Source organism: Nocardiopsis coralliicola, from assembly GCF_054779695.1.
The window spans coordinates 52,061-75,590 of sequence record NZ_BAAGXT010000022.1; the positions used below are offsets into that span (position 1 = coordinate 52,061).

The window sequence follows — 23,530 nt, forward strand, 5'->3', positions numbered from 1 at the left end:
AGGAGTCAGGGCGGGTTTTCCCTGTCGACTGAGGAGAACGCAGCGAGGGGCGTGCCAGGGCGCCGCGCAGCAGGACAGGTGCCCACCCAGAACGCCCGGGGCGTGTCGGGTGGATGGCGTTCGTCGCGAGCGGCGTCCTGGTGCACCCATCGCAAGGCCGACGAAGGAGTCAGGGCGGGTTTTCCCTGTCGATTGAGGAGAACGCCGCGAGGGGCGTGCCAGGGCGCCGCGCAGCAGGACAGGTGCCCACCCGGCACGCCCTAGAGCAGCTCCTCGTCGCGGAGCTCATCGCGGGAAAGCCGGTCGATCCGGCGGACGCTGAGCACGACGGCCCCGACGATCGGCAGCAGCGAGAGCCAGAACGGGGCGCTCATGGGACCGGAGAAGGCCATGACTGCCAAGGCAACGACGGCGATCATGGCGTACAGGGCGAAATCGACGCGGTCCTGGCGTACCAGGACACCGATCGGAGGCCGTGCCGCCCCGTGCCGACCGCTCCTCATGCGCTCTTCCTTTCTCGCGGCACCTCGACGGCCGCATCTTCGAACCGGGGGCGCGGGCGGCGCAGGGTTCGGCGCCCGCCGCGGTGCTCGCGGCGGCGGCCGCGACCAGCATCGACCCCGGGTACGGATCAGCGTACGCCCCGTGAGGGCCTCGGTGAGATGACTTCGCGGAACGGCGCAGCAGCAGCGGCTCAGCGACGTTCCGTGAGGATCCCGTGGGGCCCGACCAAACTAGCGGACGAACCCGCACTCCTTTGCCAGCCGGCAGATCGCGAGGAGGCGCACGGTCTCCCAGTCGTAGTCGGCGGTGTCGGAATGCCAGCCGCGCTCGCGGCACCCCGCCACGAATCCGCGGAGGTAGCCGTCGAGGCTGCGCGGCGAGAGGTCGGATCCTCCGCCGGCGATGGAATCGCGCACCGAGGCGGTGTGCTGGTCCAGCTCAGCGACGAGCCAGGGGTCGAGCGGCCCGCGGAGGGGGCCGAAGACGTCGAACTCGCGGGAGAGGAGGGCCAGCGGGCCCTGCGCGCCGAATCCACTGCGCATGGACGGACGACCTCACTGCCGGGGACAACTGCAACGCGACCGACTATATGCCAATTCGGAACCGAACCATGACCGTTTCGTGTCCAGGTGAGGGGCGTCACGGGTTTCGGCCAACAGGAAACCAAGTGGCCGCCGAGTCCGGAGTTCATGCAGCGCAGCGCGTTCCGGGCGCCGACCGCCCCGGGGGAACCGGGTGCGGTCCGCCCGCCCGGGGTCAGGAACTGAGGCCCATTGCCGCCACCCGCGCCGCATGGCGCTCGGTGAGCCCGGCAAAGACCCGGCTGACCGCCGCCAGGTCGCCGCTCGCATCCTCCCCCGCGCTCTGCGCCGTGCTGCCGGCCCCCTCCGCGCCGCTCTCGCCGCCGCCGTCGCCGCCTGCCGCCTCCCGGACCACCAGCGCAGCGAGTTCCGGGCGCTGCGCTGCGACCAGCTGGGCCTGGCTCAGCGCCTCGCCGACGAGCCGGCGCGACCACAGCGACAGCGGGCCGGCGAGCTTGGGGTCCTCCTCGACGGCGGCGCGCACCCGGCCGCCGATCACCTTCTCCCGCGTGCTCTCCGAGCCGGAGCCGCCGACGAGCTCGGCGGTGGCGGGGTCGGTGGTGCGCGCGACAACGCGGTAGAAGTCGCCGGCCAGCCCGTCGCCGACGTAGGTCTTGACCAGGCTCTCCAGCCAGTTCTGCGGCTGGGTGCGGGCGTGCCAGGCATCCAGCGGCGCAACGAACGGCTCCATCGCGGCCTCCGGGTCGGCCCCGAGCTCGGCGAGGCGGGAGCGGAGCCGGCGGTACTGCGCGTACTCCTCAGCGGCGACCCCGGCGAGGTCGCCCTTTGCCGCGAGATCGGGCGCGAGCCCCGCCTCGTCGGCGATGCGGAAGAAGGAGACGAGCTCGGCATAGGCGAGCAGGCCCAGCAGGTCGGCGGTGCCGGGCGCAGAGTCGGGAGAGGAGCCGTTGGTCATGGGCAGAGCCTACGGCCTGCTCGCCCGCCCGTCTCCGCTGCGCCGGGACGGCCGCACCCCGGCCGGCCGCGCCGCCCCTGCGGCACCGCCGGAGCGGGGCGCACGCGCTCCGGGACTTTTCCCCGCCGCCGCGGAGTTGACCGTGGTGGGCGAGAGGCCCGCGACCGAGCGGGTGCGGAACCGCCCGGGCCGAACGCGGCATATCCAGCAACGGAGCGCCGCGCTAGACTCAGCTGCGTGATCAGCGGCCTGACGCGGTCGACGCGCCGCCCCCGCACCGGGGGCCGTGCGGTCGACGACCGCGGCCGGGCCTGCTTCACCCAGAACGGCCCAGGGCGCCGGAGGCGGCGCCCGCGCGCGGTGGAGGCACCGCGCCCGCACAAGAGAGAGCGGACGGCCCCTGCGCGCCGCGTCCGCGGGAACGGCCCCGCCCGAGCGGCGGGGATACCGCGCTGCACGGCGCGCCGTGCCGCAGCACCGCGCACCAGCGCCGGGTGCCACTACCGGCGGCGCCCCGTCCGCACCACCACGCGGCCACGAACGCCATTGCGGCCCGCCCAGATGGAGGCATGAGCCCTGACACGCACTACAGAGACGAACGCATCCCGCCAGACCTTCCGCGACCTGGGCGTCAGCCCGCAGATCGCGGACGCGCTCGAGGCCGAGGGCATCGTCGACCCCTTTCCCATCCAGTCCCTCGCACTGCCGCTCGCGCTGAACAGCTCCGACATCATCGGCCAGGCGCGCACCGGCACCGGTAAGACGTTCGCCTTCGGGCTGCCGCTGCTGCAGCGCGCCCAGGCCGACCCCGGCACGTCCAAGACGCCGCGCGCGCTGGTCGTGGTGCCGACCCGCGAGCTCGCGATCCAGGTCGCGGCCGACCTCACCACGGCCGGCAAGCGGACCGGCGCGCGCATCCTCACCGTCTACGGCGGGCGCGCCTACGAGCCGCAGATCGACGGCCTCAAGGCCGGCGTCGACGTCGTTGTCGGCACCCCGGGCCGCCTCCTCGACCTGGAGAAGCAGCGCCACCTCAGCCTGTCCGGCGTCGGCGCCGTCGTGCTGGACGAGGCGGACAAGATGCTCGACCTCGGCTTCCTGCCCGACATCGAGCGGATCCTCGGCAAGATCCCGGAGAACCGGCAGTCGATGCTGTTCTCGGCGACCATGCCGAGCGAGATCGTCACCCTGTCCCGCCGCTACCTGAACCGGCCCACCCACGTGCGGGCCGGCGACGACGACGAGCCGGGCCAGACCACCACGAGCCACATCGACCAGTACGTGTACCGCACGCACTCGATGGACAAGGGCGAGATGCTCGCCCGCATGCTGCAGGCCGAGGGCCGCGGGCTGAGCATGGTCTTCTGCCAGACCAAGCGCGCCTGCGACCGGGTCGCGGCCGACCTCAAGACGCGCGGCTTCGCTGCCGCGGCGGTCCACGGCGACCTCGGGCAGAGCCAGCGCGAGCGCGCGCTGCGGGCGTTCCGCAACGGCAAGATCGACGTTCTGGTCGCCACCGACGTCGCCGCCCGCGGCCTCGACGTGGACGACGTCACGCACGTCGTCAACTACGAGTGCCCGGACGACGAGAAGACCTACACCCACCGGATCGGCCGGACCGGCCGCGCCGGGCGCTCGGGCACCGCGGTGACCTTCGTCGACTGGCGCGAGATCGCCCGCTGGAAGCTCATCAACGCCGCGCTCGAACTGCCGTACCCGGACCCGGAGGAGACCTACTCCACCTCGCCGCACTTCTTCGAGCACCTGCGCATCCCGGAGGGCACGAAGGGCCGGCTGGCCGCCGCTCAGCGGGAGCGCGCGGGACTGGAGGCCGAGGAGGTCGAGGACATCGGCGACACCGGCGTGCACGCCAAGCAGCCGCGCGAGCGCGGCGGCCGCGGCGGCGCAGGCGGCGCCGGCGGATCCGGAGGGCGCTCCCGCAACCGGCGGCGGCGCAGCGGCTCCGGGAGCGCGGGCGGCACCGGGAACGCTGCGGCCACCGGTGAGAAGCAGGCCCAGGCACCGGAGTCCGGCTCGGGGGAGAGCGCCGAGGGCGCGGCTCCGGCTCCGCGCCGGCGGCGGCGCAGGCGCACCCGCAGCGGTGTCGACACCAAGGGCAGCGGCGGCGAGCAGCGCTCCGCCGAGTAGCCGAGGCACGTACCAGGCGGCCCGTGCACCGCACGGGCCCCGCAGGCGCCACCGCCCCGCGGCGGCGCACTGCGGTCACCGACCACATCCCCCATCCCCCGCTCCACGCCCCGCACCCGTTCTGCGCCGGGCCTCCATGCGGGCGCGGCGGCCTTCGCCCAGCGGCGCGCCGCAGCGCAGCCGACCCGCCGCCAGCGGCCCCGAACGGGCCGCGCGGCGCCATCGTCTAGGCTGATCCGTCGTGAGTACACCGCGGTTTCTGGAGCTTCCTCCCGGCGTCGAGCGCGTCGAGATCACCACCGACATCGGGCCGGTTGCCGCCCTGCGCGCTGAACCCGCCGCGGGCGGCCGGGACCGCCGCACCGCGCTCCTGGTCCCCGGACTCACCGGGAGCAAAGAAGACTTCATCGCACTCCTGCAGACCCTCGCCCAGGCGGGCCGCTCGGTCGTCGCGATCGACCTGCCCGGCCAGTACCAGTCGCCCGAACCGCAGGACTTCGGCTCCTACGGCACCGGATGGCTCGGCCGCGCGGTGGCGAGCGTCGTGGACGCGATCGATGAGGGGCCGCTGCACCTCCTCGGCCACTCCTACGGCGGCCAGGTGGTGCGCGAGACCGCAATCGGCGCGGAGGTGCCGCTGCTGTCGCTCGTGCTGATGAGCTCCGGCCCGGGCCCCGTGGTCTCGGCCGGACGGGTGGCCAGCGCCCGGCAGCTGATCTCCTACCTGCACGCCGACCCGAGTCCGGCGCAGCTGCAGCGGCTGTGGGACGACCACCTCGATGCGGTGAACAAGGCCAGCGGCCTGCCGGGCGAGATCCAGGACTTCCTGCGCGTCCGGATGACCTCCAACGGCCCGCGCAGCCTGGTGCGGATGTGCGAGGACATCCTCGGCGCCGAGGACCGCACCGACCTGCTGCGCTCGGCCGAGGCGCCGCTGCTCGTGCTCTGCGGCGAGCACGACGACGCGTGGCCGCCGGCCCTGCAGGCGGAGATGGCCGACCGGCTCGGCGCCCGCAAGGTCGTCGTGCCGGGCGCGGCGCACTCGCCCAACGTCGAGGCGCCCGAGACCACCGCCAGCGCCCTCACCGCGTTCTGGAACTCCGCCGAGACCGCCGAGCGCACCTGACGGCCCGGCCGCCGGGCCGCGGCACGCACTGATCGGGCTGGGGCGTGCCGGGTGGACAGCTGTCCTGCTGCGCGCCACCCACCCGACACTCCCTAGACCCAGGAGCTGAAGTTCGCCGACTCCTCCTCGACCGTGGTCTCCGGGCCCTGGTCCGGGAGGACCCGGGTGTCCGGCGGCAGGGAGAGCAGGACTTCGCCCACCGAGTGGAGCTGGCGGGTGTAGTCGATGTAGCCCTCGCCGACGGTGCCGAGCTCGCCGGCCCGCAGGGTGTCGCCGGAGAAGACCGCGCCGAGCTCGGGGATGGAGAAGCCGACGGTGCCGGGCGAGGTGCCCGGGAGCGGCAGGACGTCGATCTCCAGGTCGCCGGCGGCGAGTGAGCCGCCGCCCTCGAGCTCGATCTCGGGGCGGTGCTCCGCGCCGTGCACGCGCCGCCAGGCGCGCACCTCGCGGCGGTGCAGCGCGATCGGCGCCTCGTCCCGCTCGGCCACCTCCAGCGCGGCGGCGATGTGGGTGTTGTAGGCGTTGGTGCAGGCCACGAGGTAGATCTCGCGGTCGCCGACAGCCTCCAGGATCATCTCGGCGTCGTGTGCCGGGTCGACCACGATGACGCCCTCGTCGTCGGCCTTCACGATCCAGGTGTTGCTGACGACGGAGAACTCCTCGTCGTCGACGTTGAGCAGGCCCTCGGTGCGCACCCGCTGGATGCCGTCCGAGTCGGCCTCACCGATGCCGGGCTCCTCCGGCTCGATCGGGCGGATGACACGCTGGGGAGCGGCGTCCTCGTCCTCGGAGTCTTCGGAGCCCTCGGCGTCTTCGGAGTCCTCGGCGTCCTCGGCGTCCTCGGAGGCCTCGGAGCCGGAGGCGTCCGCGGCGTCCCCGCCTCGGCCGGCGGCTGCGGTGGCGCCGTCCTTCGCGCCGGCGGGGCCCGCAGCATCGTCGCTGCCGTCGCTGCCGTCCCGAGCGTCCGCGGCGTCGTCGTCAGCGGCGTCCTCGGTGCCGTCGCTGCCGCTGTCCTCGGCGTCCTCGGACTCGCCGGCCTCCGCGGCCTTGCCGCCCTTCGCCGGGGCCTTCTGCGCAGTGCTGCCGCCGGCCTCCTCGGCGGTGCCGTCCGTCGCGCCGCCGGTCTCCGCGTCGGAGCCGCCGGCGCCCTCGGGGGTGTCCTCGGCGCCGTCACGCGTCTCGTCGAGCGCCACCGCCGCGGACCCGCCGCCCGCTTCGCCGTCCTTCTTCTTGCCCTTCCGCTTCCAGAACACGGTGCCGACCCTTCGATTCGCGTTCGATCCTCGATACGTGCGCCACCATTGTTCCGGTCCTGGAGAGCCCACCGGTACCCGGTCGCGCGACCGGTCAGCCTCGCAGGGCCGCGCTAAGCGCGCAATAAGCATGTTCCGGCCGGTCGCGCAGGCGCCCCGGCCGGACCGGTCGGTTCAGCCGGTGATGGGCGGCCGCCCCGAGGCCGGCGCGATCAGCCGCGCGAAATCCTCCGGGTCGGTGGTGCGGGCACCGATCCGGTGCCCGGTCAGCGCGCCGTGGTCGTCGCTGGAGCCGGTCACGGCGAGCCCCAGGCCGCGGGCCACGCCGCGCCAGTGGGCGGCCTCCTCGGGTGTGTGCGCCGGATGGTCGGCCTCGATCGCACCGAGCCCGGCGGCGGCCATCTCCGCGGCCAGGTCCTCGCGCACCGCGCCGGTGAAGGCCCCTTCCGCGCGCGCCGGATGGGCCAGCGAGCAGACGCCGCCGGCCGCCCGCACCACCCGGACCGCGCGGACCGGGTCCAGGGCGTACCGGGCGGCGTAGGCCGGCCCGCCGGAGGAGATCCAGCGGTCGAACGCGTCCTGGACGTCGGCGGCCGCGCCGGCCTCGACGATCGCCCGCGCGATGTGCGGACGCCCGACGACGCCGGCCCCGTCCGGTCCGAACGCGATCCGCTCGACCTGCTCCCAGGTGACGCCGACACCGTGCTCCTTCAGCAGCCGCACCATCTCCTCGGCGCGGTGCACCCGGTCGCCGCGGATCCGCGCGAGCTCGGCGGCGAGCTCCGGCGCCTCGGGGTCGAACAGGTAGCAGACCAGGTGCACGCTGGACCCGCGGTCCGCGCAGGACAGCTCCATGCCCGGCACCAGGGTGAAGCCCGCCCCCACGGCCTCCGCCGCGGCGGGGATGCCGGCCGCGGTGTCGTGGTCGGTGAGCGCGAGGACGTCGACGCCGGCCTGCTGAGCGCGGGCGATGACGCCGGCCGGAGGCTCGGTGCCGTCCGATACGGAACTGTGGGTGTGCAGGTCGATACGGGTCACCCGGCGATTCTACGGACCGAGTGCGCGCTGCGCCGCAAAGCCGGTTGTTCCGCGGCTGCCACCCGGCCGGCGCTCCCCGGACCGGGCCGAGCGCGGCTCAGCCCTGCGGGCTGAGGACGCTCTGCAGAAAGGGCGACGGCGCGCCGTAGGGCGGTTCGAGGGTGACGCCGTCACCGCGGTCGCGCAGGTCCCGAACGCCCTCGAGCTCGCAGGTGGCGACGTCGCAGCCGGACGGGCTGAGCACCAGCCAGAACCAGCCTGCGTGCGACTCGCCGGCGTAGGCGGCCCGGCCGTCCGCCCCTTCGACCGGCCACATCGGCACCTCTCGGCGGCCCTGCCGCAGGTGGAGGTGGGGGCGGCCGCTGCCGAACCCGTCGCCCGGATCGGCGGCGTTCAGACCGGCCAGGCGCGCGCCCAGCCCGATTCCGGGGTCCTCGGCGACCAGGGCCATCTCGCCGACGCCGCCGAGCGGGGCCGGCCCGGACAGGGCGACCGCCGCTGCCAGCGCGCCGGACCGCTCATCGCCGGCGTCGGCGAAGCCGGTGACGACCCAGCCGGTCGGCAGCGGCCAGGGCACGAAGACCGGAACCTGGGCGGCGCGGAGAAGGCCGTCCAGGGACGCAGAGCCGGGCGGCCGCACCGGCTGGAGCGGCGGGACGGGACCGTGCGCGGGGCACTGCCAGGCGCTGGACCACAGTCCAGGTGGGCGGACGGCGAGTCCGCAGCGCGGGCAGGATGGCTGGTGCTTCATGGTCACTCGGTGGATACCCGCCCGACCTGCACGGAAACCGCACCGGGCGGGCACCGTCCGGCGCACCGAGCACCGACGGAGGCGGGCGGCCGCTCAGGATCGCGCGGGGCCTTCCTCCCAGCCCGCCGCGCTGCCGAACCCGCCGTGCCCGTAGGCACCGCCGGCCGGTCTGGGGGCGGAGGGCGGCGTCTGGAAGTGCGACCCCTGGTCTGCTGCGCCGCTGGCCTCTCCGCCGGCCGCGGCCGTGGCCGCGCCGGTGCGGCGGCCCCCGGACGCCTCCGCCGGACCGTCGCCGGCGGCGCTCATCACCCAGTGCGGCAGGCGGCGGCGCTCCGGCCGCGCCGGGACCGAGCCCGGGTCGCCCGGCACGGTCCGGCGCAGCCCGCGCCGGCGCGCGAGCAGGACGACGGCGGCGCAGTAGACCAGAACCTCGGCTGCGGTGCCGACTACGCCCTGCCAGGAGCCGCCGCCGGTGGCGGCGTCGGCGAGGGCCCCCTCCCACGCGGTGAGGGTGAAGGCGGCGAGGTTGTGCACCACATGCAGTCCGATGGCCGCCTCCAGGCCGCCGGTGTACCAGGTCAGCCAGGCCATGGCCAGGCCGAACACCGCCACGTCCAGCAGCGCCCAGGAGTGGTAGTCGTGCAGGGCGGCGAACAGCGTGCCGCTGATCAGGATGCCCAGGACCGGAGTGCGCAGGAAGCGCGAGACCGGTGAACCGCCGCGCGGCGCGGCGGGGTCGCGGCCGTAGGAGCCGACGAGCTGCAGCACGAAGCCGCGGAGCGCGAACTCCTCCGCCGACGCCTGGAACGGCACCAGCAGCAGGATCGCGATGAGCGCCGGAACGAACCGCTCGGCACCGACGAAGGCGCCGACGAACGGTGTCTGCGAGCCGCTGGCCAGGTCGAGCAGGAACAGCAGCCCCAGATAGCCGGCGATGACCGGCACCGACAGCAGGCTGCACACGCCCAGCCAGCGCCACCGCATCCGGCCCTCGACGGAGAACAGCGAGCCGACCGGCCGCAGTTGGACGGTGCGCACCGCGAGGAAGACGATCGGCGCCATCGTGGCGAGCACGAAGAGCAGGAAGACGGTATCCGGCAGCTCCGCGCCCAGCGGCGACTCCGGCGTCGGCTGCAGACCGTTCAGCAGCGCCAGGATGCTCGCCAGCAGGAAGAGTACGAACTGCGTGAGCACGATGAGCGCCAGCACGGCGAGTACCGCCAGCGGCGGGATCCACCAGCGGAACCGCCAGGTGCGGGCCATCCGGTGGTAGGGCGTCCCCGGACGCGCGCGGGCCGGTCCGCCCGCTGGGCGGGGCGGCTGCGGCGGCGGCCAGGCCCACACCGGGGGCGCGCCGTCGGCAGTCGGGGTGCCGGGCGGCCAGGCCCACGCCTGCGGCGGCTGCCCGGCCGGCGGAGCGCCCGGACCGTCCGGGCCGTCGGGCCCTCCGGGGCCGGTGTGCCACGAGGGTCCCGGCGGCGGTGGCGTATTTCTCATCGTTTGCCGAGATTACTATCCGGCTGTGTATTGCCGACGTTAAGAACGCGCCGCATCTTCACTGCCAGGGCGCGGCCGGTCAGCGAACCCCACCAGCTTGTCGGGGTTGCGGACCACGAAGATCTCGGTGATGCGCCCGTCGGCGACCTCCACGGAGCACAGCGAGTGCACCCGGCCCCCGGCGTCGCGCAGCAGGATCACCGGCTCGCCGCCGATCTCGGCCTCCTCTGCGGCCTCGAACGCGCTCTCGTGGAGCAGCCCGGCCTCGGCCGCGATCCCCGCGATGAACCGGGCGACCTTCGCGGCCCCGGTGATCGGCCGCAGCGCGGCCTGCCGCTTGCCGCCACCGTCGGTGACCACGCGGGCGCCGTCGGAGAGGAGCGCGGTGAGACCGGCCACATCGCCGCGGGCGCTGGCGGCGAGGAACTGCTCGGTGAGGCGGCGCCACTCCGCCCGGTCGGGCCGGTGCCGCGGCCGGCGCTCGCGCACCCGGCGCCGCGCGCGGACCGCGGTCTGGCGGACCGCGGCGGTACTCCGGTCGACGATGCCGGCGATCTCGTCGAAGGGCAGGCCGAACACCTCGCGCAGGACGAAGACCGCGCGCTCCACCGGCCCCAGGGTCTCCAGGACCACCAGGAGGGCATAGGACACCTCTTCGGCCCGCTCCGCGGTCTCGGCGGCGTCCGGCTCGTCGCTGCGCGGCTCGGGCAGCCACGGGCCGACGTAGCTCTCCCGGCGCGCCGCGGCCGAGCGGACCTTGTTCAGTGCCCGGTTGGCGACGGACCGGACGAGGTAGGCCTTGGGCTCGGCCACCCCGGACCGGTCAGCGCGGTCCCAGCCCAGCCACGTCTCCTGCACGCAGTCCTCGGCGTCGTGCACGCTGCCGAGCATGTCGTAGGCCACGGCGAACAGCAGCGACCGGTGGTCCTCGAAGACACGGCTCCGCTCGGCCGCGCCGCCCTGCACCGGGGCGCCGCGGCCTCGCCCGTCCTGCGCCGCCATTGCGCCCTCCCCGACGAACCGTTCTCCTGCACCAGCTCTACAGTGCCGCGGGGCCGGGTGGCCACCCCCACACCGGAAAGCACCTTCACCCGGAGGCATCGGCACACAGGAGCGGGGTGCCGCCCGAGAACGATGGCACGAGATCGCGGGGTGCGGGGCGCGGGGGGTGTTCTCCCGGCCGGAGGCGCAGTCCTGTGCACGCGCGGCCTTTATTACCATGGTGGGTATGTCCTCCACTCCCACCACCGAGCAGGTGAACGCGGCCCTGGCAACCGTCCAGGACCCCGAGATCCACCGCCCCATCACCGACCTCGACATGGTCAAGAGCGTCGAGATCGGCGACGGCGGCGCCGTGGCCGTCGGCATCTACCTGACGGTGGCTGGCTGCCCCATGAAGGGCCGGATCGAGAAGGACGTCACCGCCGCCGTCTCCGGCGTCGACGGCGTCACCGGGGTCTCCGTCGAGCTCGACGTGATGAGCGACGAGCAGCGCAAGAACCTGCAAACCAAGCTCCGCGGCGGCCAGGCCGAGAAGGAGATCCCCTTCGCCAAGCCCAGCTCGCTGACGAAGGTCTACGCGGTCGCCTCCGGCAAGGGCGGCGTCGGCAAGTCTTCAGTCACCGTCAACCTCGCCGCCGCGATGGCGGCCCAGGGCAAGAAGGTCGGCGTCGTCGACGCCGACATCTACGGCCACTCGGTGCCCCGGATGCTCGGCGTCGACCAGCACCCGACCAAGGTCGAAGACATGATCATGCCGCCCTCGGCGCATGACGTGAAGGTCATCTCGGTCGGCATGTTCACCCAGGGCAACCAGCCGGTGGTGTGGCGCGGCCCGATGCTGCACCGCGCGCTGCAGCAGTTCCTCGCCGACGTCTTCTGGGGCGACCTCGACGTCCTGCTGATGGACCTCCCCCCGGGCACCGGCGACATCGCCATCTCGGTGGCGCAGATGCTTCCCGGCGCCGAGATCCTCGTCGTCACCACGCCGCAGCAGGCCGCTGCCGAGGTGGCCGAGCGGGCCGGCGCCATCTCCGCGCAGACGCACCAGAAGGTCGCCGGCGTGATCGAGAACATGTCCTACTACCAGGCGCCCGGCAGCGACGAGCGCACCTACCTGTTCGGCGAGGGCGGCGGCCAGTCGGTCGCCGACGGCCTCTCCACCGCGCTGGGCACCCAGGTCCCGCTGCTCGGCCAGGTGCCGCTGGACGTCCGCCTGCGCGAGGGCGGGGACGCCGGCAAGCCGCTGGTGCTCAGCGACCCCGACGCCGAGGCGAGCACCGTGCTCACCGGCATCTCCGAGTCCCTGGTCGGCCGCCCGCGCGGGCTGTCCGGGATGCAGCTCGGGATCAGCCCCACCCGCAAGTAGCGCCCGGGCGCACTCCGCGCGCTCCCGGCCGGTCCGGCGCCCCGCCCCCGCACTGCGGCGGCGGGGCGCCGCTCTGTGCGGCGGTGCAGGATACGGTGCTGCAGGCAGGACCGCCGCCCGTGCCGGCGCGGCGGCATCGCAGGACGGCAGCAGACCGCAGGACAGCAGCAGGAGGACCACCGTGCCCAGCACCGACAATGCCCGCGCCTGGCTGGGGATCGCCCTGGAGGAGGCCCGGGCCGGCCGCGATGAGGGGGGCGTGCCGATCGGCGCCGCGCTGATCGGCCCGGACGGCGCGGTGCTCGGCCGCGGGCACAACCGGCGGGTGCAGGACGGCGACCCGTCGGCGCACGGCGAGACCGCGGCCTTCCGCGCGGCGGGCCGCCAGCCCGGATACAGCGGAACGGTGATGGTGACCACGCTGGCGCCCTGCTGGTACTGCAGCGGCCTGATCCGCCAGTTCGGCATCGGCGCGGTGGTGATCGGCGAGGCGCGCTCCTTCACCGGCGGGCAGGACTGGCTCGCCGGGCTCGGCGTGGCCGTCACCGTCCTCGACGACCCCGACTGCACCGCGCTCATGCAGGACTTCATCGCCGAACGCCCCGACCTGTGGAACGAGGACATCGGCCGGGAGCCGGCGGGCTCCTGAGGCGGCGCCGCTCCGCACGGCTGCTCCCTCGGCTGGCGGCCGCGGGTTGCGGGGGCCGTCCCCGCGCCGGAGGCTCAGCACCGGCCGGCGCGGGTACCGCCGCGCCGGCCGGACCGGTCAGAACTCGATGTCGACCGTCTGCGCCTCGCCGCCGCGCTCGTACTCCACCTCGACGGTGTCCGACGGGCTGACCTCTTCGACCAGTTCCACGAGTGTGTCGGCATCGGGGACGGTGCGCCCGTCGAAGCGGGTGATGACATCGCCCGGCCGCAGTCCGGCCTCGTCCGCCGGGCTGCCCGACTGGACCGCGTCGTCGCCGTCCGCGATGCGCGCGCCGCCGTCGGCGCTCTCCACCGCGACCCCGAGCCCGCCACCGGCCGCGGAGCCGTCCTCCGCGGAGCCGGACTCCTCGTCCGAGGGCGAGGCCGACGGCTCGGAGCCGAGGATGTCGTCGACGACATCGCCGGCCACATCGGAGGGGATCGCGAAGCCCAGGCCGATGCTGCCGCCCTGCTCGCCCGGCGCGGACTGGGTGAGGATGGCGGTGTTCACGCCGATCACCCTGCCCTGCTGGTCGACGAGCGGCCCGCCCGAGTTGCCCGGGTTGATCGCCGCGTCGGTCTGCAGCGCCTTGATGTCGGTGCGGCCGCTGTCCTCGCCGAGCGCCACCGACCGGTCGGTGGCGCTGATGATCCCGCTGGTGACGGTCCCGGCGAGGCCGAGCGGCGCGCCGATGGCAATGACCTCGTCGCCGACCGTCACGTCGCCGGAGGAACCGAACTCCAAGGGCTCCACCTCCTGCGGGCGGCGGACCTTGAGCACTGCCAGGTCGCTCTCCGGGCGCGAGTCGACGATATCGGCCGGGCTGGTGCGGCCGTTGCTGTAGGCGACCTCCATGCCGCCCTCCAGCGCGCCGGCGACGTGGTAGTTGGTCACCACGTGGTCGCCATCGATGATGAAGCCGGAACCGTTGCCGCCCTCGCTCCGGTTGCTCGGCTGGATCGACACGACGCTGGGGCTGACCCGCTGCGCCACGCCGGCGACGGTGTCCGGTGCCCGGCTGGGCGCATCGCTGGGCAGCGCGGTGTTGAGCTGGGGCCCGTCGGAGGGTGTCGCCCCGGCCGTGGGCGAGCCGAACCGGCCGCCCATGAAGCCGCCGACGGCAGCGGAGGCCAGCGACACCACCAGCACGGTGATGAGCACCGCCCACACCGGCATCCCGCGCCGGGGGCGGCGCCCGGGGCCGGGAGTACCCGGCCCGCCGGGGCCGCCGGGGCCGGGCGGCACACCGGGCGGGCCGGCATACATCCCGCCGGCCGCGTCCTGCGGCGGGCCCGCCGGCCCGGCGCCGAACCCCCCGTCGGGGCCGTGGCCGCCCGGCGCGCCGGGCGGGCCGAACGGCCCGGGCGGGCCCTGCTGGCCCTGCTGGCCGAACTGACCGGGATGTCCGGGCGCGCCAGGGGCCCCTGGCGGCGCGGGCGGACCGGCGCCGGGCACGGGTGGGAATGCCCGCTGCTCGCCGGTGCCCGGATCCGGCGGGCCCGGCCGGTTCGGACCGCCGGGTCCGTCGGGGGAGGAGGGTCCGGTTGCGTCGGTCATGAGGTCTCCGTCTGTCGCCGCTCGCCCGGAGTGTGCGGGACGGCGGGTAAAGCGTCGGTCAGCGGCGCGGTGCCGCACTCGGGGGCGAACCGCCGCGTTCGCACCTTACGCCGCGATTGCAGCGCGCGGTGGGGCGGCGGCGTCCGGTGCCGGTCAGTGCCGCGCAGGTCAGTCGGGGAGCCGCTGCCGCCGGTCGGGGCCGGCGGCGCGCTGTCCGGCGGGTGTCGGGGTGGGTCTGGGCGCGGTCGGGGGCTGGGGTCGGGGGCGGCGGTCCGCTGCGGTGCGGAGGGGTCGGGGGTCGGGGGCTGGGGGCTGGAGCGATGGCGGGGCGGCCCGGCGGTTCCGGAGGCGCCTGGGCGGGTCAGGGCCCCAGCCAGGTGCCGAAACGCTCGAATCCGCGGGCGACCCGGTTCCAGAAGCCCGCGCCGTCCGGTGCCGGCAGGGCCTCGGCCGCCTGGGCCACCGACTCCTCCGGTGCCGCCGACATCAGGGTGTACACGTATCCGTCCGCCTCCCACATCCGCCGCGGCTGCCCGGATTCGCCGGTGTAGACGACTCCGCCTCCTGTTTGGACCGCGTGCAGGCCCGCCGCGGTTCCCGCGGATTCGCCGAGCCGTCCGCGCTCAGCGAAGACGGAGACGACGGTGAGCCCGTCGGTGTAGCCGAGGTGCAGGACAGGGCCGCGCTCCTGGTGCTTGGCGCGGACGTCGACGAGGCGCAGATTCCAGGCGAGGTGGCCGGGGACCGACCACCCCTCGCCGCGCAGCGCGGCCACGTCGTCGGCGGACAGCGCTTCGCTCCACGGATCGTCCCCGCCCTGCCCGCCCCCGGTGCTGAGCAGGCCGGCGCCGGATCCGTCCCCGGTGCCCCCGCCGCCGGCGTCGAACCGGGTGAACTCGGCGTAGTGCACGACGGCGCCGCGCGCGTCGGTGGCCTCGCGGCGGAGCGGCAGTCCGGTGGCGTCGTCGATCCAGAAGCGCCCGGCCGTGCTGCCGTCAGCGCGCAGCGCGGCCACCACGGTCGCGGTGCGGCCGCTCACCTGGCCGGAACCGGCCTCGGTCACCCGGTAGTGGTCGGCGAGGGCGGACAGCGCCCGCTCATCCAGTCCGGGCCGCTCGCGGATACGCCGGTCGGCGCTGGTGCGGGGGTCGTCCGGGCCGTCCTCGCCGGAGAGCACGGTGCCGGCTCCAGGCCGGTGCACCACCTCGACGGTGCGCACCGGCGCGCCAGCGCCGCCGACACTCTGCACCCCGTCGTAGGCGACCGACTCGGCCGCGGAGGCGGCGCGGTCGAGCAGCGGCATGCCGTCGTCGCGGCCGTCTGCGGGCCGCTGGGCGGCGCTGGGCGAAGCGGAGGCCGTCAGGAGCAGGGACAGCAGCACCGCGCAGCAGATCACCGCCAGCGCGGTGGCGCCGTCGTGCGGCGGTTCTGCCGGTGGTGCAGCCGGGCGGCCGGTCACCACGCCCGAGGGGCGGGGTCCGGGCGGACGGCAGGGTCGGAGGCCGGCTCGGCGGCGGTGCCGCGCTCGGCGGCGGACTCCGCGGGCGCTCCGCTCTGGCCGGGCGGCGCTTCAGCGGCCGGCAGGGACGACCGGCCGGCGGTCAGCGCGTGCTCGGCGGCGTAGTCCTCCAGCGCGGGACGGACCACCGGAGCCTCGGCGGACTCGCCGCCGGCGACGAACGCGCCGCCCAGCGCAACCGCCACCACAGAGGCGCCGGCCAGTGCGTAGCGGGCGGCGCCCCAGTGCGGAGGCTGCGGCCAGCGCAGACGGGGTGCGGGAGCAGCGTGCGGGCCGCGGCGGCGCTCCTCGCGCGGCGGGTCCTGCACGGCGCGCGCGGCGTCGGGGCCGCTGCGGCCGAGCGGTGCGGAACCGCCGATCGGGCGGGACGACCCGAGCGGCGGGCGGGTGCCGAACGCAGCGGGGCCCGGCGGACGCTGCGCGCCGCGCTGGTCCGGCGGGCCGCCCGGGTACTCGTCTTCGCCCAGTGCGGACAGCCGGCCGAGGAAGTCGCCGGAGGGGCCGGGGGCGTCAAGGCCGCTGAGCCGCCGCTTGAGCCGCCGCAGCAGGTCGGCCTCGAACCGGCACGGCTCGCACGCGGCGAGGTGGCTCAGTGCGCGGTCCCGTTCAGCGTGGCCGAGTTCGCCGTCGATGAGGGCGGACAGCCGCTCCCCCAGGTGCTCCCTGCTCATTCCGCCTCCCCGGTCCGGATCTCGGTGGGTGCGGGCTCCGCGGCGGCGCCTGCGGCCTGGCGCGCGACGCGGCGCCGGTGCTCGAGTGCGGCGCGCAGCTGGGCGCGGCCGCGGTGGATGCGGCTGCGCACGGTGCCGAGCTTCACGCCCAGGGTGGCCGCGATCTCCTCGTAGGAGAGCCCCTCGATGTCGCAGAGGACCACGGGGGCGCGGAACTCGGCGGGCAGCGCATCCAAGGCGGCCTGGACGTCGGCGTCGAAGTGCCGGTCGTCATAGGACTGCGCCGGCGACGGCTCCCGGCCCTGGAGGCGCTCGTCGGCGTTGTCGGCGAGCCCTTCGAACCGGATCCGCGCCTTCCGCCGCGCCATGTCGAGGAAGAGGTTGGTGGTGATCCGGTGCAGCCAGCCCTCGAACGTGCCGGGGGTGTAGGAGGACAGCGACCGGAAGACCCGGATGAAGACCTCCTGGGTGAGGTCCTCGGCGTCGTGCCGGTTGCCGGTCAGGCGGTAGGCGAGGCGATAGACGCGGGCGGAGTGGTTGCGCACCACCTCGTCCCAGCTCGGCGGCTGCCACTGCTCGAAATCGACGGCAGCGTCGGGGTCGGCCACCCGGTACTCCTTTCGCTCGCGCCGTGCATCCGACTGGTGCGGATGCCGCCGGCGCGGTGCGCCGGACGGGCCCGCCGCCGCATCGGGGACATGCACGCGGGCGGACGGTCCTACCGCGGTACAACACCGCCGCCCGGCGATTCAATCCCCGGGTGAGTCCCGCGGCGCACCGCGGTCCGTTCCCGGCGAGGGGTTCCGGCACCGCAAGCCTACCTGCGGACGCATGCCCGTCAGCGCGGCGGCAGGGCCTGCACCCGCCCCGCCCGGAGCCGCGCCGGGGCCTGCTTCCCCGGCCTGCCGGCCGCCTGCACACCGGCCCCGCACGGCCCGCGGGGCGCACCGGCGGCGGTTGCCGGGCACGGAATGGCCGGTGGGCTACGCTTTTCCCCAGGACCGGCCCGACGTGGTCGCCAGCACTCCCCTGCGGGGTCGGCCCGCTCAGATCCGATCCACGGGTGGGAGGCCGCCATCGCCGCGAACTACGAGACGCTCGCGCACTCCGAGCGGTCCGCGGGCGAGGACGCCGCGGGCACCGCAGACGCCGCGCTGGCCGCGGTGCGCGCGGCAGCCGGCGAGCGCAGGGGCGTGCGCCCGGTGTCCGAAGCGTGCGGCGCCGCGCTGCGGTTCCTGGCCGCCGCCATCGGCGCCCGCTCCGTGGTGGAGATCGGCACCGGATACGGCGGCTCGGGGATCTGGCTGCTGCGCGGTATGCGGCCGGATGCCATCCTCACCACGGTCGACGTCGATCCGGTGGGCCAGGAGTCGGCACGCTCGGCGTTCCGGGCGGCAGGCTTCTCGACCAACCGCACCCGACTGATCCGCGGGCGCGCGCTGGAGGTGCTGCCGCGGCTCACCGACGGCGCCTACGACCTGGTGTTCGCCGACGCCGTGCGCAGCGAGTACCCCGACTACCTCGGCGAGGCGCTGCGCCTGCTGCGCCCCGGCGGGGTGGCGGTGTTCCATGACGCGCTGGCCGCATCCCCGCTCGGCGACGGTCCGCTGAGCGCATCCGACTCCGGCACGGCCGCCATCCGCGACCTCGGCCGCGCCATCCGCGAGGACGAGGGGCTCGTCCCGCTGCTGCTCCCGGTCGGCGACGGACTGCTGGCGGCGATCCGCAGCGAGCGCCAGGGGCCCTGAGCCAGGCGTCGGGCACTGCTCCCGACTGCGCTCCGGGCGCGGTGCCGCGGCGCCGGCCGCGGCGCTGGCGCAGTGCGGCTCGAGCGGGCCGCCGCGGACCGGGAGGCTCGGTGCCGGGCAGCGGCCGGCCTCCCCTGCGGAGTCGGCACCGGACGGCCCGGCATCGCGCGGATCCGGCGGAAGCAGTCCCTCCGCACAGCCTGCGCCGCGCAGCGGCGGACAGGCTCCGCCCGGCCGGCCGCGCGTCCGCTGCCGTCCGCTGGCGCGAACCCCCACCCGGGCACAGCAGCACGGTGCGCGGGCGTTCCGGGGCAGCCCCGATACGCGGAACGGGGCTCCCTTCCGCGGAAGGGAGCCCCGGATGCCCGTCAGCGGGCCGCTGGCGGCCCGCTGCTGAGCCGCATCCGCGGCAGCGGGACCGGCTCGCGGCAGGACCCGCTCAGGCGGACAGCCAGCGCAGCAGCGTACGGGTGGCGAATGCCGTGCCGCCCTTGGTGAGCACGCCCTTCTCCGCCATGGACCGGCCCGGCCCGGCGATGTCCAGGTGTGCCCAGGGCAGTCCGCCGGTGAACTCCTCCAGGAACAGCGCCGCCTCGGTCGCGCCGGGGTGGCCGTAGTCGCCGCTGGTGCCGATGTTGGCCAGGTCGGCCACTGGCGAGCGGACCGTGTCCCGGTACTCCTCGGTCAGCGGCAGCCGCCAGAGCGGCTCGCCGGACGCCTCCCCCGCTGCGGACAGCTGCTCGGCGAGCGCGTCGTCGGTGGCGAACAGGGCGCCGATGCCGGTGCCCAGTGCCACCTTGGCGGCGCCGGTGAGGGTGGCGACGTCCACCAACTGGTCGGGCCGGACCTCCGCGACCGCGTAGTCGAGCGCGTCGGCCATCACCAGGCGGCCCTCGGCGTCGGTGTTGAGCACCTCCACCGTGCGGCCGCCGTAGGTGGTGATGATGTCGCCCGGCCGCTGCGCCGAGCCGGACACCGCGTTCTCGGCCGAGGCCAGCAGCGCCGTGACGCGGGTACGCACGCCGAGGTCGCGCAGCGCCGCCATGGCGCCGAGCACGATGGCCGCGCCGCTCATGTCGGTCTTCATGAGCTTCATGTTGTCGTTCGGCTTCAGCGACAGGCCGCCGGTGTCGAAGGTGATGCCCTTGCCCACCAGGACCAGGTGCCGGTCGGCCCCGGCCGGCGCGTAGTCGAGGCGGATCAGCCGCGGCGGGCGGGCGGAGCCCGCACCGACGCCGAGGATGGCGCCGAAGCCGTCCCGTTCGAGGTCCTTCTCGTCCCAGACCGCGATCTCCAGCCCGGCCTCCGCGGCCGCCGCGCCGGCGCGCTCGGCGAGCCAGGCAGGGTCCTTCTGCGCGGACGGGGTGTTGATCAGGTCGCGGGCGAAGCCGGCCGCGCCGGCCAGGACCGTGCCGCGCCGCACCGCGTCCGCGGATTCCGCGGGGTCGGTGTCCGCCCCGAGGTGCAGCGTGATCGCGCCGGCGGGCGCCGCGCCGGCGGGCGCCGCAGCGAGGGTGAACCGGTAGGAGGCCAGCAGCGCCCCCTCGGTGAAGGCGGTCAGCCCCTCCGGCCCGCCGGGCAGGTCGACGACCGCGACGCTGCTCCGGCCGGCGGCCAGCCGCGCCAGTGCCGCGCCCGCGCTGCGCAGGTCCGCGGGGTCGGCCGCGCCCGTGCCGAGCAGCGCGACCCGCACCGGGCCGCCGCCGAGGTGTGCGGCGAACTCCGCGGTCTGCCCGGCAGCGCCGGTGGCGCCGTAGAGCTCGATCAGTTCGGCGAGGGAGGCCGGCAGCCCCGCCTCGACCGCGGCGGCCCCTGCCGCCGGCACTGCGCCGCCGTCTTCGGCCCGCACCGGAAGCGCGACCAGGTCGGCGTCGGCGAAAGGCCCGGGGGTGCCAGCGGCGCCGCCCTGGGGGCCGGCGGTCCGTATCACCGTCGTGATGGGCACGATCACTCGCAATCTAGGGGGACGTCGTTGGTCCGCCGGATCTCTCCGGCGCTGCCCGCCAGCCGTGTCCGCTGGAAGGCCGCCGCGGACGGGCCCGCCGCCGGGGTGCTCAGCCGCCGGCGCACGGCGCCGCTCCGGGCGGGTGCCCGCTGCGCGTGGGCGTCAGCCGACGACCCCGTCGAGGGCGTCCTTGAGCTCCTTGGCCTCATCCGGCGTCAGCTCGACGACCAGACGCCCGCCGCCTTCCAGCGGGACCCGCATGATGATGCCGCGGCCCTCCTTGGTGACCTCCATGGGACCATCACCGGTCCTCGGCTTCATCGCCGCCATGCCGTCTCCCCTTTCATAGGAAGGATTCGCCGTGGATCTCTGGGAATCGGGACCCGCGAAGAGCGGTCCGGCCGAGCGGACCGCCGAGGGGAACCGCCGCACCGCGCACACGGCGCCGGACGGGGGTTCCCGTTCCGTCATTATCTCGGTTTTCCGACCGGATTGGGAACGATCGGACAGCCCCGCAGCCGCGGGCTCCGAGGAATCCGAACAGTAAGGTTATAGCGGCAGTGCCGGATCGGGCGTAGCCGGTGCTGCCCCAGCCGAGCTCAGCGAGGAGTCACCGTGGCCGACAGCGCCAGCACCGACAGCACGGGATCGGCCGTGTCCTACGACCTCAGCGAGGGTGTCGCCACCATCACCCTGGAGCGGCCGGACGCGATGAATTCGCTGAACGGCGGCGCCAAGGACGCATTGCTCGCAGCGGTCGAGCGGGCCAAGTCCGACCCCTCAGCGCGCGCCGTGCTGCTGACCGGCAGCGGGCGGGCGTTCTCCGCCGGGCAGGACCTGAAGGAGCACGGTGCCAATCTCAGCGAGGGCCGCGGCCTGGACGACACCGTCCGGCGGCACTACAACCCGATCGTGCTCGGCCTGGCGCAGATGCCCAAGCCGGTCGTCGCCGCCGTGAACGGCGTCGCTGCGGGCGCCGGCGCAGGCTTGGCGTTCGCCTGCGACCTGCGGATCGCTTCGGAGAAGGCGTCGTTCCTGATGGCGTTCGCCAACGTCGGCCTCGGCTCGGACACCGGAGCCTCCTGGACCCTGCCGCGGCTGATCGGGCACGCGCGCGCCGCCGAGATGCTGCTGCTGGCCGAGCCGGTCACGGCCGCGCGCGCACTGGAGATCGGCCTGGTCAACCGGGTGGTTCCGGCCGACGAGCTGGCGGCTGAGGCGCGGGCGCTGGCGGTCCGGTTGGCGAACGGCCCGACGGTCGCCTACGCCGCAATCAAGGCGGAGCTCGCCTTCGGCCAGGCGCTGGACCTGTCCCGCGCACTCGACATGGAGGCCGGGCTGCAGGACCAGTGCGTCGACACGGTCGACCACAAGAACGCCACCCTCGCCTTCCTGGAGAAGCGCACCCCGGAGTTCGAGGGCCACTAGGGCGTGTCGGGCGGACCACTGCCCTGCTGCGCGCCGCTCTGGCACGCCCTTCGCGGGGTCCTCCCCGGTCGGGGAGGAAGACCCCGCCCTGGCGCCCGGCGGCCCGGCGGCACCGGCGCGATACGCCGCTGCCGGCGGGCCGGCAAAACCCTGCACGCGGCGGGCGGCCGGATCAGGCCGGGCCGGGGGCCTGGCGTTCAGCCGCCGGAGCTGCGCAGCATCCCGGTGGAGATCATCGTGGTGCCGTCGTGTGAGACGGCCTCCCAGCGGGCTTCCAGGACGTCGTCCCCAGCCGGGGTGAGGACCAGCTCGGAGGAGTCCACGCACCGGTCCTGCGGGTCGTAGGTCTCGGTGTAGTCGAAGACGAGCCGGTCCTCGGAGCGCTCCTGCAGGGTGAGGCTGCCGCGGCAGTTGAGGGAGTACCACTCGGAGCTGCCCCGCTCCTCACCGGACTCCAGGACCACCTCGGCGCCCCAGTCGGTGACGTGGCCGCCGGCGGCCGACTCCTGGCTCATATCGCCGCGCCAGGAGCCGACGAACGGGTCCGGCACGGGCTCTTCGCCGCCGTCGCCGGAGAGCAGGACGAAGGCCGCGGCGCCCGCGGCGGCGAGCACCGCCAGGGCGGCGGCCGCCAGCACCCACAGCCGGGCGCGGCGGCGCTTCGCTGCGGAGTGGCGGGTGGACCGCGGGGGCGCGTACAGCGCCATGCGGCGGATCGGGGAGGACTCCGCCGGCTCGGCTTCGCTGCCGGAGCGCTGGGGGTCCCGCCCGCGGGCGGGGGCCTCGCTCACCGCGCGTCCTCGGTCGGGTGACCGGTCACGCTGCAACACTCGCTCATGGCTCTCACTCATCCTCCGTGCGGCCCTCGGACTGCGGGCGGACTGCGGTCGGGCCGCGGGTACGCCCGTGAGGATATGGCACACCGGGGCCCGGTCCGGGCGGAATCCCCGGCAGCGCCCCGCGCTCCCCGGATCCGGGCCCGGTCCCCGCGGAGCGCACCGGATCAGCGCATCGGCACTGGTCACTGCCTCACCCGGCATCCGGCCCCGGTCCGGACAGCGGGCGGCGCAGGGCGCGCACGACGGCGCTGCGGCCCCGGACTGGGCCCGCAGCGCGAAAGCGGGGCGCGGCGGCGGGCGGATCGGCACGACGGCCGCCGGCGGGGCCCACCGGCCGGCCACGCCGGCCTCGCCGCGGTGCGGCCGGCGCCTCAGCCGGAGCCGGTTCCGCGGCGGAAGCAGCCGGCGATGTGGTCGTCGACGACGCCGGATGCCTGCATCGAGGCATACGCCGTGGTCGGCCCGACGAACCGGAAGCCGCGCGCCTTGAGCTCCTTGGCCAGCGCGGTGCTCTCCGGCGTGGCGGCGGGCACATCGGCGTCGGATGCGGGGGCCGGCCGCTGCCCCTCCGGCGCGTGCGCCCACACCAGGGCGGCAAGGCCGCCGGGCAGGTCGAGCGCGGCGCGCGCGTTGGCCACGACGGCCTCGATCTTGGCGCGGCTGCGGATGATCCGGGCGTCGCCGAGCAGCCGCTCGACGTCGGCGGGCCCGAAGCGGGCGACGGCCGCCATATCGAAGCCGGCGAAGTCCTCGCGCAGCGCGGCGCGCTTGCGGAGCACGGTCAGCCAGGAGAGCCCGGCCTGGAACGCCTCCAGCGACAGCCGCTCAAACATCCCCTGGTCGGTGCGGATCGGCAGGCCCCACTCGGTGTCGTGGTAGGCCGCCAGGTCGGGGGTACCGAGCGCCCAGCCGCAACGGGTGCGGCCGTCGGCCGCCGGCGGTGCGGACAC

The 23,530-nt window shown here is 75.4% G+C and carries 22 protein-coding genes; 6 read left to right on the forward strand and 16 right to left on the reverse strand.

The genetic code is table 11. The features are described from left to right. Positions 1-260: 260 nt before the first annotated feature. The 3 genes from ACYVGT_RS16440 to ACYVGT_RS16450 form a co-directional block, all read right to left on the reverse strand. Complete coding sequence (locus tag ACYVGT_RS16440; protein ID WP_460859150.1) at positions 261-503, reverse strand: hypothetical protein; 243 nt, start codon at positions 501-503, stop codon at positions 261-263. 231 nt (positions 504-734) lie between these two features. Then, positions 735-1,046 (reverse strand): DUF6401 family natural product biosynthesis protein, encoded by a 312-nt coding sequence (locus tag ACYVGT_RS16445; RefSeq protein ID WP_460859152.1) that lies wholly within the window; start codon positions 1,044-1,046, stop codon positions 735-737. Between the two features lie 214 nt (positions 1,047-1,260). Beyond that, complete coding sequence (locus tag ACYVGT_RS16450) at positions 1,261-2,001, reverse strand: ferritin-like fold-containing protein (protein WP_460859154.1); 741 nt, start codon at positions 1,999-2,001, stop codon at positions 1,261-1,263. Between the two features lie 669 nt (positions 2,002-2,670). Here ACYVGT_RS16450 and ACYVGT_RS16455 point away from each other — a divergent pair. Next, entirely contained in the window at positions 2,671-4,149 is a 1,479-nt protein-coding gene (locus ACYVGT_RS16455; protein ID WP_460859227.1) for a DEAD/DEAH box helicase, read from the forward strand. Positions 4,150-4,390: 241 nt separating this feature from the next. After that, a complete protein-coding gene (locus tag ACYVGT_RS16460; RefSeq protein WP_460859156.1) occupies positions 4,391-5,275 on the forward strand; it encodes an alpha/beta fold hydrolase in 885 nt (294 codons plus the stop codon). Between the two features lie 92 nt (positions 5,276-5,367). Here the strand turns inward: ACYVGT_RS16460 and ACYVGT_RS16465 are convergent, their stop codons facing one another. The 5 genes from ACYVGT_RS16465 to ACYVGT_RS16485 form a co-directional block, all read right to left on the reverse strand. Continuing rightward, positions 5,368-6,528, reverse strand: coding sequence for an MBL fold metallo-hydrolase (locus ACYVGT_RS16465; protein ID WP_460859158.1), 1,161 nt, complete (start codon positions 6,526-6,528; stop codon positions 5,368-5,370). A 174-nt stretch (positions 6,529-6,702) separates the two neighbouring features. Beyond that, complete coding sequence (locus ACYVGT_RS16470) at positions 6,703-7,566, reverse strand: PHP domain-containing protein (protein ID WP_460859160.1); 864 nt, start codon at positions 7,564-7,566, stop codon at positions 6,703-6,705. Positions 7,567-7,663: 97 nt separating this feature from the next. After that, positions 7,664-8,317, reverse strand: a complete 654-nt coding sequence (locus ACYVGT_RS16475; protein ID WP_460859162.1) for a DUF6758 family protein — start codon at positions 8,315-8,317, stop codon at positions 7,664-7,666. Between the two features lie 93 nt (positions 8,318-8,410). After that, positions 8,411-9,580 (reverse strand): lysostaphin resistance A-like protein, encoded by a 1,170-nt coding sequence (locus ACYVGT_RS16480; RefSeq protein ID WP_460859164.1) that lies wholly within the window; start codon positions 9,578-9,580, stop codon positions 8,411-8,413. Positions 9,581-9,853: 273 nt separating this feature from the next. Then, on the reverse strand, positions 9,854-10,816 hold the full coding sequence (locus ACYVGT_RS16485) for an RNA polymerase sigma-70 factor (RefSeq protein WP_460859166.1): 963 nt from the start codon (positions 10,814-10,816) through the stop codon (positions 9,854-9,856). Positions 10,817-11,042: 226 nt separating this feature from the next. Here ACYVGT_RS16485 and ACYVGT_RS16490 point away from each other — a divergent pair, with 226 nt between their 5' ends. Then, on the forward strand, positions 11,043-12,182 hold the full coding sequence (locus ACYVGT_RS16490) for an Mrp/NBP35 family ATP-binding protein (RefSeq protein ID WP_460859168.1): 1,140 nt from the start codon (positions 11,043-11,045) through the stop codon (positions 12,180-12,182). Between the two features lie 181 nt (positions 12,183-12,363). Continuing rightward, on the forward strand, positions 12,364-12,831 hold the full coding sequence (locus tag ACYVGT_RS16495; protein WP_460859170.1) for a nucleoside deaminase: 468 nt from the start codon (positions 12,364-12,366) through the stop codon (positions 12,829-12,831). Positions 12,832-12,948: 117 nt separating this feature from the next. On the opposite strand, the gene ACYVGT_RS16500 is transcribed toward ACYVGT_RS16495, so the two are convergent. The 4 genes from ACYVGT_RS16500 to sigE form a co-directional block, all read right to left on the reverse strand. Next, complete coding sequence (locus ACYVGT_RS16500) at positions 12,949-14,049, reverse strand: S1C family serine protease (protein ID WP_460859172.1); 1,101 nt, start codon at positions 14,047-14,049, stop codon at positions 12,949-12,951. A gap of 742 nt (positions 14,050-14,791) precedes the next feature. Continuing rightward, positions 14,792-15,889 (reverse strand): sigma-E factor regulatory protein RseB domain-containing protein, encoded by a 1,098-nt coding sequence (locus tag ACYVGT_RS16505; protein WP_460859174.1) that lies wholly within the window; start codon positions 15,887-15,889, stop codon positions 14,792-14,794. Beyond that, a complete protein-coding gene (locus ACYVGT_RS16510) occupies positions 15,886-16,620 on the reverse strand; it encodes a zf-HC2 domain-containing protein (RefSeq protein ID WP_460859177.1) in 735 nt (244 codons plus the stop codon). Before ACYVGT_RS16510 ends, ACYVGT_RS16505 begins: the two co-directional genes overlap by 4 nt. Continuing rightward, complete coding sequence (sigE, locus tag ACYVGT_RS16515; RefSeq protein WP_460859179.1) at positions 16,617-17,324, reverse strand: RNA polymerase sigma factor SigE; 708 nt, start codon at positions 17,322-17,324, stop codon at positions 16,617-16,619. The genes ACYVGT_RS16510 and sigE overlap by 4 nt, the downstream gene beginning before the upstream one ends. Before the next feature lie 267 nt (positions 17,325-17,591). Here sigE and ACYVGT_RS16520 point away from each other — a divergent pair, with 267 nt between their 5' ends. Beyond that, positions 17,592-18,368 (forward strand): O-methyltransferase, encoded by a 777-nt coding sequence (locus ACYVGT_RS16520; protein WP_460859182.1) that lies wholly within the window; start codon positions 17,592-17,594, stop codon positions 18,366-18,368. A gap of 439 nt (positions 18,369-18,807) precedes the next feature. Here ACYVGT_RS16520 and ACYVGT_RS16525 read toward each other — a convergent pair whose 3' ends face one another. After that, the gene (locus ACYVGT_RS16525) at positions 18,808-20,313 is read right to left on the reverse strand and encodes a leucyl aminopeptidase (RefSeq protein WP_460859185.1); all 1,506 of its coding nucleotides are present in this window, start codon (positions 20,311-20,313) and stop codon (positions 18,808-18,810) included. Between the two features lie 162 nt (positions 20,314-20,475). Continuing rightward, a complete protein-coding gene (locus ACYVGT_RS16530; protein WP_081620500.1) occupies positions 20,476-20,643 on the reverse strand; it encodes a DUF3117 domain-containing protein in 168 nt (55 codons plus the stop codon). Positions 20,644-20,928: 285 nt separating this feature from the next. Between ACYVGT_RS16530 and ACYVGT_RS16535 the strand changes: the two genes are divergently transcribed. Then, positions 20,929-21,741, forward strand: coding sequence for an enoyl-CoA hydratase-related protein (locus ACYVGT_RS16535; RefSeq protein ID WP_460859189.1), 813 nt, complete (start codon positions 20,929-20,931; stop codon positions 21,739-21,741). A 197-nt stretch (positions 21,742-21,938) separates the two neighbouring features. Here the strand turns inward: ACYVGT_RS16535 and ACYVGT_RS16540 are convergent, their stop codons facing one another. Beyond that, on the reverse strand, positions 21,939-22,532 hold the full coding sequence (locus tag ACYVGT_RS16540) for a hypothetical protein (RefSeq protein ID WP_460859191.1): 594 nt from the start codon (positions 22,530-22,532) through the stop codon (positions 21,939-21,941). Positions 22,533-22,951: 419 nt separating this feature from the next. Further along, positions 22,952-23,530, reverse strand: a complete 579-nt coding sequence (locus ACYVGT_RS16545; protein WP_460859193.1) for a DNA-3-methyladenine glycosylase I — start codon at positions 23,528-23,530, stop codon at positions 22,952-22,954.

Coding starts and splice junctions, on each gene's coding strand:
- ACYVGT_RS16440 (WP_460859150.1), bottom strand. CDS start 503: ATGAGGAGCGGTCGGCACGGGGCGGCACGGCCTCCGATCGGTGTCCTG.
- ACYVGT_RS16445 (WP_460859152.1), bottom strand. CDS start 1,046: ATGCGCAGTGGATTCGGCGCGCAGGGCCCGCTGGCCCTCCTCTCCCGC.
- ACYVGT_RS16450 (WP_460859154.1), bottom strand. CDS start 2,001: ATGACCAACGGCTCCTCTCCCGACTCTGCGCCCGGCACCGCCGACCTG.
- ACYVGT_RS16475 (WP_460859162.1), bottom strand. CDS start 8,317: ATGAAGCACCAGCCATCCTGCCCGCGCTGCGGACTCGCCGTCCGCCCA.
- ACYVGT_RS16480 (WP_460859164.1), bottom strand. CDS start 9,580: ATGGCCCGCACCTGGCGGTTCCGCTGGTGGATCCCGCCGCTGGCGGTA.
- ACYVGT_RS16485 (WP_460859166.1), bottom strand. CDS start 10,816: ATGGCGGCGCAGGACGGGCGAGGCCGCGGCGCCCCGGTGCAGGGCGGC.
- ACYVGT_RS16490 (WP_460859168.1), top strand. CDS start 11,043: ATGTCCTCCACTCCCACCACCGAGCAGGTGAACGCGGCCCTGGCAACC.
- ACYVGT_RS16500 (WP_460859172.1), bottom strand. CDS start 14,049: ATGCCGGTGTGGGCGGTGCTCATCACCGTGCTGGTGGTGTCGCTGGCC.
- ACYVGT_RS16510 (WP_460859177.1), bottom strand. CDS start 16,620: ATGAGCAGGGAGCACCTGGGGGAGCGGCTGTCCGCCCTCATCGACGGC.
- ACYVGT_RS16520 (WP_460859182.1), top strand. CDS start 17,592: ATGGCCGGTGGGCTACGCTTTTCCCCAGGACCGGCCCGACGTGGTCGC.
- ACYVGT_RS16530 (WP_081620500.1), bottom strand. CDS start 20,643: ATGGCGGCGATGAAGCCGAGGACCGGTGATGGTCCCATGGAGGTCACC.